This is a genomic window from Streptomyces sp. NPDC058964, assembly GCF_042741275.1.
In the GTDB taxonomy this organism is placed as follows: domain Bacteria; phylum Actinomycetota; class Actinomycetes; order Streptomycetales; family Streptomycetaceae; genus Streptomyces.
In genome coordinates, this window is the sequence record NZ_JBHYKH010000013.1 from 1 (window position 1) to 6,902 (window position 6,902).

Below are 6,902 nucleotides of genomic sequence, written 5' to 3' on the forward strand. Positions count from 1 at the left end.
GGCGCGGCCGCGGCGTGGCCCTCCCCCGGCCTCGCGCCCCCTCCCCCCCCGCACCCGCCCCGGGGCGCGCGCCCGGCGCGGCCCCCCCCCCGGGGGCGGGGGCGCGGGGCCCGTCGTCGTGCGTGGGCGGCCTCCCGCAGGGGACTACTGGGCGGCCAGCACGGCCTCCGCGTCCAGCGTGGCGCCGACGGCCTCGACCACGGCGGCGATCTTGAACGCCTCCTGGATCGTCTCGCGGTCCACACCGGCCTTGCGCAGCACCTGCTCGTGCGAGTCGAGGCACAGACCGCAGCCGTTGATGGCGGACACCGCGAACGACCACAGCTCGAAGTCGACCTTGTCGACACCGGGGTTGCCGATGACGTTCATCCGCAGACCCGCGCGCAGGGTGCCGTACTCGTGGTCGGACAGCAGGTGACGGGTGCGGTAGAAGACGTTGTTCATGGCCATGACGGCCGCCGCGGCCTTCGCCGCGGTGTACGCCTCCGGCGACAGGTTCGCCTTCGCCTCCGGCGCCAGCTCGCGCAGGACGATGGGGGAGCGGGACGCGATGGCGGTCGCCAGCACCGTGCCCCACAGCTGCTGCGCGGGCAGGTCCGAGTTGCCGATGACCGAGCCCAGGTTGAGCTTCAGGTCCTTGGCGTAGTCCGGTACGCGCGACTTGAGGGAGTCGAGGGACAACTCACTCACCGGCCAGCAGCGCGACCGGGTCCAGCGTCTCGTCGCCCTTGCTCCAGTTGCACGGGCAGAGCTCGTCCGTCTGGAGAGCGTCCAGGACCCGCAGGACCTCCTTGGGGTTACGGCCGACGGAGCCGGCGGTCACCATGGAGAACTGGATCTCGTTGTTCTGGTCGACGATGAAGACGGCGCGCTTGGCGAAGCCGTCCTCGCCCTCGATGCCCAGGTCGCGCATCAGCTCGTGCTTCGAGTCGGCCATCATCGGGAACGGCAGGTCACGCAGGTCGTCGTGGTCCTTGCGCCAGGCGTGGTGCACGAACTCGGAGTCACCGGAGAAGCCGAGGACCTGGGCGTCACGGTCGGCGAACTCGTCGTTCAGCTTGCCGAAGGCCGCGATCTCGGTCGGGCACACGAAGGTGAAGTCCTTGGGCCACGCAAAGACGATCTTCCACTTGCCCTCGTAGGTCTTGTGGTTGATCGTTTCGAACTCCTTGCCCTTCTCCAGCGAGACGCAGGCGGTCAGTTCGAACTCGGGGAACTTGTCACCGACAGTGAGCACATGCTCTCCTTGCAGCGAGGAAACCCCCGGATCGCGGGCGTTTCCCATGGGTTGGACTGTGCCGATGTTGGCACAGGGTGCATTGATACGAGAAATAGCTACACTCGGTCGCGTTGATCGGAGGTATCTATCAGTGACCGTGAGTAGCGTGAGCGGAAAGAGGCGGCAGCCCAGCCTGTCCCAGCTGCGCGCCTTCGCCGCCGTCGCCGAGTATCTGCACTTCCGGGACGCGGCGGCCGCCATCGGGATGAGCCAGCCCGCCCTGTCGGGGGCCGTCTCAGCCCTGGAGGAGACACTCGGGGTCACCCTTCTCGAGCGTACGACCCGGAAGGTGCTGCTCTCGCCCGCCGGTGAGCGTCTCGCCGTACGGGCGAAGGCGGTGCTGGACGAGGTCGGCGCGCTGCTGGAGGAGGCCGAGGCGGTCCGCGCGCCCTTCACGGGGGTGTTGCGGCTCGGCGTCATCCCGACTGTCGCGCCCTATCTGCTGCCCACCGTCCTGCGGCTCGCCCACGACCGGTACCCCGACCTCGACCTCCAGGTGCACGAGGAGCAGACCGCCAGCCTGCTGGACGGGCTGGCCGGCGGCCGGCTCGACCTGTTGCTGCTCGCCGTCCCCCTCGGCATCCCGGGCGTCGTCGAACTCCCCCTCTTCGACGAGGACTTCGTGCTCGTCACCCCGCTCGACCACTGGCTCGGCGGCCGGGAGGGAATCCCGCGCGAGGCCCTCAAGGAGCTGAACCTGCTGCTCCTCGACGAAGGGCACTGCCTGCGCGACCAGGCCCTCGACATCTGCCGCGAGGCGGGCCGGGAGGACGCGCCGGTCACGACGACCGCCGCGGGGCTGCCGACCCTCGTGCAGCTCGTCGCCGGCGGCCTCGGCTGCACCCTGCTTCCCCGCACCGCCCTCAAGGTCGAGACCACCCGCAGCGCCCAGCTCCTCACCGGCTGCTTCGCCGATCCCGCCCCGAGCCGGCGCGTCGCCCTGGCCATGCGCACCGGAGCGGCCCGCGGCGCCGAGTACCGGGAGCTGGCGGCCGCACTGCGCGAGGCCCTGCGCCCGCTGCCCGTACGAGTGCTCGACGCCGGCGCCTGAGTTCGTACTTCAATCGGTCAAATGAGTGTCGAACAAAGCTATTTGAGTCGTCCGATGCTCCAACTTCCGTCAGCTGGGGACAGGTAGGAAAATCCCTCGCTGAAATATGCCATCGAACTGATACACATACCCCCTCGGTGCGACGCGTCAGGCGTCTGTGCGAAATGCCGATATGCCAAGGGGAGTGATGTCGGACGTTCGGGATCCCCTCGGCAGGGCTGGTTACGGCCGGCTCGCGCACGCCCTGATCGCGTGCGGGCGCGAGGGATTCACGGGAGAACTGCGGGTGCCGGGCAGTCCCGGCGGCTCCTTCCACCTGCGGAGCGGACTCGTGGTCGCGGCCGAGAGTCCCGGCGCCCCCGGTCCCGAGGCGCTGCTGCTGCGCTCCGACCGCATCGACGGTGAGCAGTGGGCCGAGCTGGTGCGGGCCTCCGGCGGGGCGCGCTGGCCGGCCACCGGGCTGATCGCGCGCGGTTACGCGGGGGCGGCCCAGCTCAGAGTGGTGTGCGTGATGGCGCTGCAGGACGCTGCCTTCGCCATCGTCGCCGGGCGGGTGGACGGCTGCGAGTCCGTCCTCGGCACCGAGCCGCACGCCCCCGTCGCCGTCGGCGAGGCGCCCGCCCGGCTGCTCCAGGACGCCAACCGCAAGCTGGCCGCCCTGGCCGCGCTGCCGCACCCCGTGCGCCCCGATCGCGAGCGACCCCTGCCCGGATCCCTGGGGGACCGCGCCCTCACCCCGCTGCAGCAGGAGCTGCTCGACCACGCCGACGGCCGTCGCACCGCTCGCGACCTGGCCTTCCGTACCGGTCGCGGGGTCTACACCGTCACGGTGGAGGTCGCGCGCATGCTCGGCGAGGGGCTGCTCGACTGCGCGGGCCAGGCCGCCGGGATCCAGATCCGGATGCCGCCGGAGGCTCCCGTCGTACGGCACCGGGAACCGCCGCCCCCGCCGGTTCCGGCCGTCCCGGAGCCGGTCCCCGCCCCCGCCGAACTGCCGCGCCGGGACCCCGGCGCCAGCGGCATCACCGAAGCCCTCACCCCACCCAAGAGCGGGGCGAGCTGGAAAGGGTTCTTCCGGCTGCGACACGGAACCGCCAAATGAAAACTGGCACGTCGATTGCCGCAACGGTCGAATTCAGTCAGGAAAAAGGGAGTTGAGTACATGAATCACGAAGCCCTTGCGCGAGAAATGCGCGGGCTGCGCGAACGGGTCACCGGTATCACCGACACCGCACTGGCGGCGGCCGACGGAATGCTCATTGCGGCCGACACCGCGGATTCCATCGACCCGGAGGGCCTCGCCGCCCTCGCGGCCGCGGGCCTGGGCCTCGCGCGTCGCACCGCCGACGCCACCGCGCGCGGAGCGCTGCGGCAGACGGTGACCTACGGCAGCCACGGCTGCGTCGCGTTCTACGCGGTGGGCGACACCGCCCTGATGGTCGTGCTCGGCGACGAGGGGATGGACGTGGAACGCCTGCACCGGGCGACCCATCCGGCCCTCGACCGCATCGGCTCGATCCTCACCGAGAAGGCAACCGAGGGAGTGTGAAGGGATGGCGACGAAGCGTATGACGACCGGTTTCTCCGACCAGGTGATGAGCCTGGTGAAATCGCTGCGGAGCGAGGCGCCGGAGTGCGTCGCGGCCGGCGTGGTCGACATGTCCACCGGGATGCTGCTCTCCTACGAGACGATCGACAACCACCCGCCGGAGGTGCTGGACCTACTGGCGGGCGCGACGCTCGACCTGTTCCAGGGACGCACGGTCGTGATGATCGAGGATGTCTTCAAGGAGCGTCGGGGCATCGCCGATGACGGCCACTTCTTCCAGGAGATCCTGGTCAACAGCGACAACCTCACCCACCTTTTCATCCGCATGAACGAGCAGCAGGACGTCGTCGCCGTGGTCGTCTGCCGCAAGTCGGTGAATGTCGGCATGCTGTTCGCCCAGGCCCGGAGGGTGGTGCGGGAGCACAGCCTGTGACCCCACGGGGCGTGGGCCCCTCCCGCCTGGATGGGGCCCACGAGTGTGGGCGGCCGCTACTCCGTCCGCAGCCCGTCCGGCCGCATCAGCCGCAGCAGCGGCGGCAGGCTGAGCAGGGTGACCAGCAGGACCACACCGGCGCCGATGCCGGTCATGGACAGCACGCTCGCCCAGTCCAGCCGGACCGAGGTGTCGGTCATCCTCAGCAGCACGGCGCCCAGGGTCATGCCGACCACGGACGCCAGCACCAGTCCCAGCCCGATCGGGATCGCCGTCTGCCACAGCACCGACAGGCTCAGCGTGCGGCGCCGGGTGCCGAAGGCGACCAGCGACGACAGCAGCTTCTTGCGTTCGCGCAACTGCTCCAGCTGGGAGACCAGCAGGCTCGCGCCGATCAGCAGCAGGACACAGGTGGCGCCGACGAACAGCCCGGTGCGGATCGACCGGAACTGCTGTGACTGCTCGCTGGCGGCCAGGGTGAACACGTTCGCCAGCGGATCCAGCCGCGCGGCCGTGTTGCGGGTGTACTCCCGGGCGTCCGGCACCGACGGGTCGAGCGAGACGTACACCTTCTGGTTCAGGCTCGCCGCCGCCTTCGCGGGCAGCGCGCCCGAGGTGATCAGCAGACCGCTGCGCGCGTAGCCGGTCGGGTCCTCGCGGGGCCCGGCCTTCTTCAGACCGGCGGGTATCTTCCAGGGCGTCCGGGGAGCCGTCGCCACGGAGCCGTACGACGGGTCGAAGTACACGGTGGTGCCCGGCACGGTGAGCTTCTTCGTCTTGCTGTCGTACTCGCCGGTGATCTGGAAGATGTCGCCGTCCTTGCAGGACTTCAGGCGTGCCACCTCGCGCAGTTCGGCGCAGCTGCCGGCGGCCACCTCCAGTTCGGCGTTCGGCTCCGCCGCGCGGTCCCCGACCGAGCTCATCGAGATGGCGGTCGCCCGGCGTACGCCCTTGGTGTCCGCCAGCCGTCTGCCGACCTGCGCCAGCGGGACCCCGCCGGGCACGGAGACCTCCATCTGGGCACGGGTCAGATCGTTCTTCGTGTCCTTGGTGTAGTCGCCCTCGACGCCGGCGAACAGCATCTGCAGCGCGATCGCCCCGGCCACCGCGACGGCGATGCCGTTGACCATGCGGGCGGCCGTTCCGCTGCTCAACTGCAGCCTGCGGATGGCCAGCTGCCAGCTGACCCCGCCGGAGTTCAGCCGGGCCACGACCGTCTCGACCACCCAGGGCAGCAGCGCGGTGACACCGACGAGCAGCAGCACGGTGCCGCCGATGACCAGCCACTGGTTGAAGTTCCCGTTGGTGTTGCCCTGCCCGATCATCGGGTACAGCATCGCGAGGCCGCCCAGCGGCAGCAGCAGCCGCCACCACAGCCGGCGCCGCGGCGGCCTGGCCGTACGCACCACACCGAGGGGTTCGATGACGACTCCGCGCAGTGCGAACAGCGTCACCAGCACGGCCGCGGCAGGTACGGCGACGGCGACGAGCGCCGCGAGCGCGGGCGACGGGTTGAGGTCGCTCGGGAACACGCTGATGTCCCGCACCGCGAACCGGGCCGCAAGCTGACGCCCGACCAGGAAGAAGCCGGTGCCGAAGACGAGCCCGAGCAGCGCCCCGGCGAGCGCCTCGCCGCCCGCGATCCGGCGTGCCATCCGTCCGTCCGCGCCGATCAGCCTGAGCGCCGCGAGCCGCCGGTCCCGCCGTTCGCCGCCGAAGCGCACGGCGGCGGCGATGAACACGCCGACCGGCATCAGCAGCACCACGAAGACCATCAGGACCAGCAGAAACAGCACCGGGTCCAGCGGCTCGTCGGCGTTGTGGGACGACGGCCCGAAGTAGTCGATGCGTTCGACGGTGCCGCCGGACATGTACTTCTCCAGGCCCACGGCCCCCGCGTAGTAGGCGAGTTCGGAGGGCCCGATGAGTCCGGACTGCCCGATGGTGCCGGTGATCCGGTAGGGCAGCCGCTCGCGCAGCAGCTTGCCGGAGCCGGAGTCGAGCAGCTCCTTCAGCGCGGGCGAGACGACCATGTCGCCCTTGGCGGGGAACTTCCCGATGCCCGGCGGCAGCGGCGCCCGCGCGCCCTCGGGTTCCAGGAGGCGGCCGCGTACGTCCTTGTTGCGGAAGGTCGTGCCGCCGTCGGCGACGATGAGGGTGTCGGCCGCCTTGGGTATCACCTTCCCGCTGTAGGTGAAGTCGTCCCGGGACTCGCCGCGCCGGTCGCGCTCGGCCAGTGCGTTCGGGACGGCCGTGGTGAGCAGCAGCAGCGCCACGCCGAGCCCGACACCCACGGCCGTCAGCAGTGCCCGGACCCACCCCTCGCGTCCGCCGGTGAAGGCGAACCGGACGCCCATGGCGAGGTCCCTCGCCCCCCGTCCCGGGCTCATACGATGCGCTCCATGTCCCTGGACTTGCCGTCCCGTACGACGATCTCGCGGTCCGAGTAGGCCGCGACCCGCGCCTCGTGCGTGACCAGCACGACCGCGGCGTTCGTCGACCGGGCCGCGTCGGTGAGCAGCTCCATCACGCGCTCGCCGTTGTACGAGTCGATCGCGCCGGTCGGCTCGTGGGCGAATATCACCCGCGG

Annotated in this window: 7 protein-coding genes and 1 pseudogene; 4 read left to right on the forward strand and 4 right to left on the reverse strand. The window is 70.7% G+C overall.

Annotated elements, in window-relative coordinates; translation table 11 throughout:
- Positions 1-144: 144 nt before the first annotated feature.
- Both ACFW2E_RS03035 and ACFW2E_RS03040 read right to left on the reverse strand, forming a co-directional pair.
- Positions 145-681, reverse strand: a complete 537-nt coding sequence (locus ACFW2E_RS03035) for an alkyl hydroperoxide reductase (RefSeq protein ID WP_384460554.1) — start codon at positions 679-681, stop codon at positions 145-147.
- A gap of 1 nt (position 682) precedes the next feature.
- Positions 683-1,237: a peroxiredoxin gene (locus ACFW2E_RS03040; protein ID WP_149547415.1), complete on the reverse strand. Its 555-nt coding sequence runs from the start codon at positions 1,235-1,237 to the stop codon at positions 683-685.
- 148 nt (positions 1,238-1,385) lie between these two features.
- Here ACFW2E_RS03040 and ACFW2E_RS03045 point away from each other — a divergent pair, with 148 nt between their 5' ends.
- The 4 genes from ACFW2E_RS03045 (at position 1,386) to ACFW2E_RS03060 (ending at position 4,312) form a co-directional block, all read left to right on the forward strand.
- The gene (locus ACFW2E_RS03045; protein WP_384460456.1) at positions 1,386-2,330 is read left to right on the forward strand and encodes a LysR substrate-binding domain-containing protein; all 945 of its coding nucleotides are present in this window, start codon (positions 1,386-1,388) and stop codon (positions 2,328-2,330) included.
- 187 nt (positions 2,331-2,517) lie between these two features.
- Positions 2,518-3,432, forward strand: a complete 915-nt coding sequence (locus tag ACFW2E_RS03050; RefSeq protein WP_384460458.1) for a MarR family transcriptional regulator — start codon at positions 2,518-2,520, stop codon at positions 3,430-3,432.
- 60 nt (positions 3,433-3,492) lie between these two features.
- Positions 3,493-3,879, forward strand: a complete 387-nt coding sequence (locus ACFW2E_RS03055; RefSeq protein WP_384460461.1) for a roadblock/LC7 domain-containing protein — start codon at positions 3,493-3,495, stop codon at positions 3,877-3,879.
- Positions 3,880-3,883: 4 nt separating this feature from the next.
- A complete protein-coding gene (locus tag ACFW2E_RS03060; RefSeq protein ID WP_384460464.1) occupies positions 3,884-4,312 on the forward strand; it encodes a hypothetical protein in 429 nt (142 codons plus the stop codon).
- Positions 4,313-4,368: 56 nt separating this feature from the next.
- Here the strand turns inward: ACFW2E_RS03060 and ACFW2E_RS03065 are convergent, their stop codons facing one another.
- Complete coding sequence (locus ACFW2E_RS03065) at positions 4,369-6,702, reverse strand: ABC transporter permease (protein WP_384460467.1); 2,334 nt, start codon at positions 6,700-6,702, stop codon at positions 4,369-4,371.
- A pseudogene (locus ACFW2E_RS03070) lies at positions 6,699-6,902 on the reverse strand (ABC transporter ATP-binding protein); the annotation flags it as partial. The gene ACFW2E_RS03065 and the pseudogene ACFW2E_RS03070, both read right to left, overlap by 4 nt.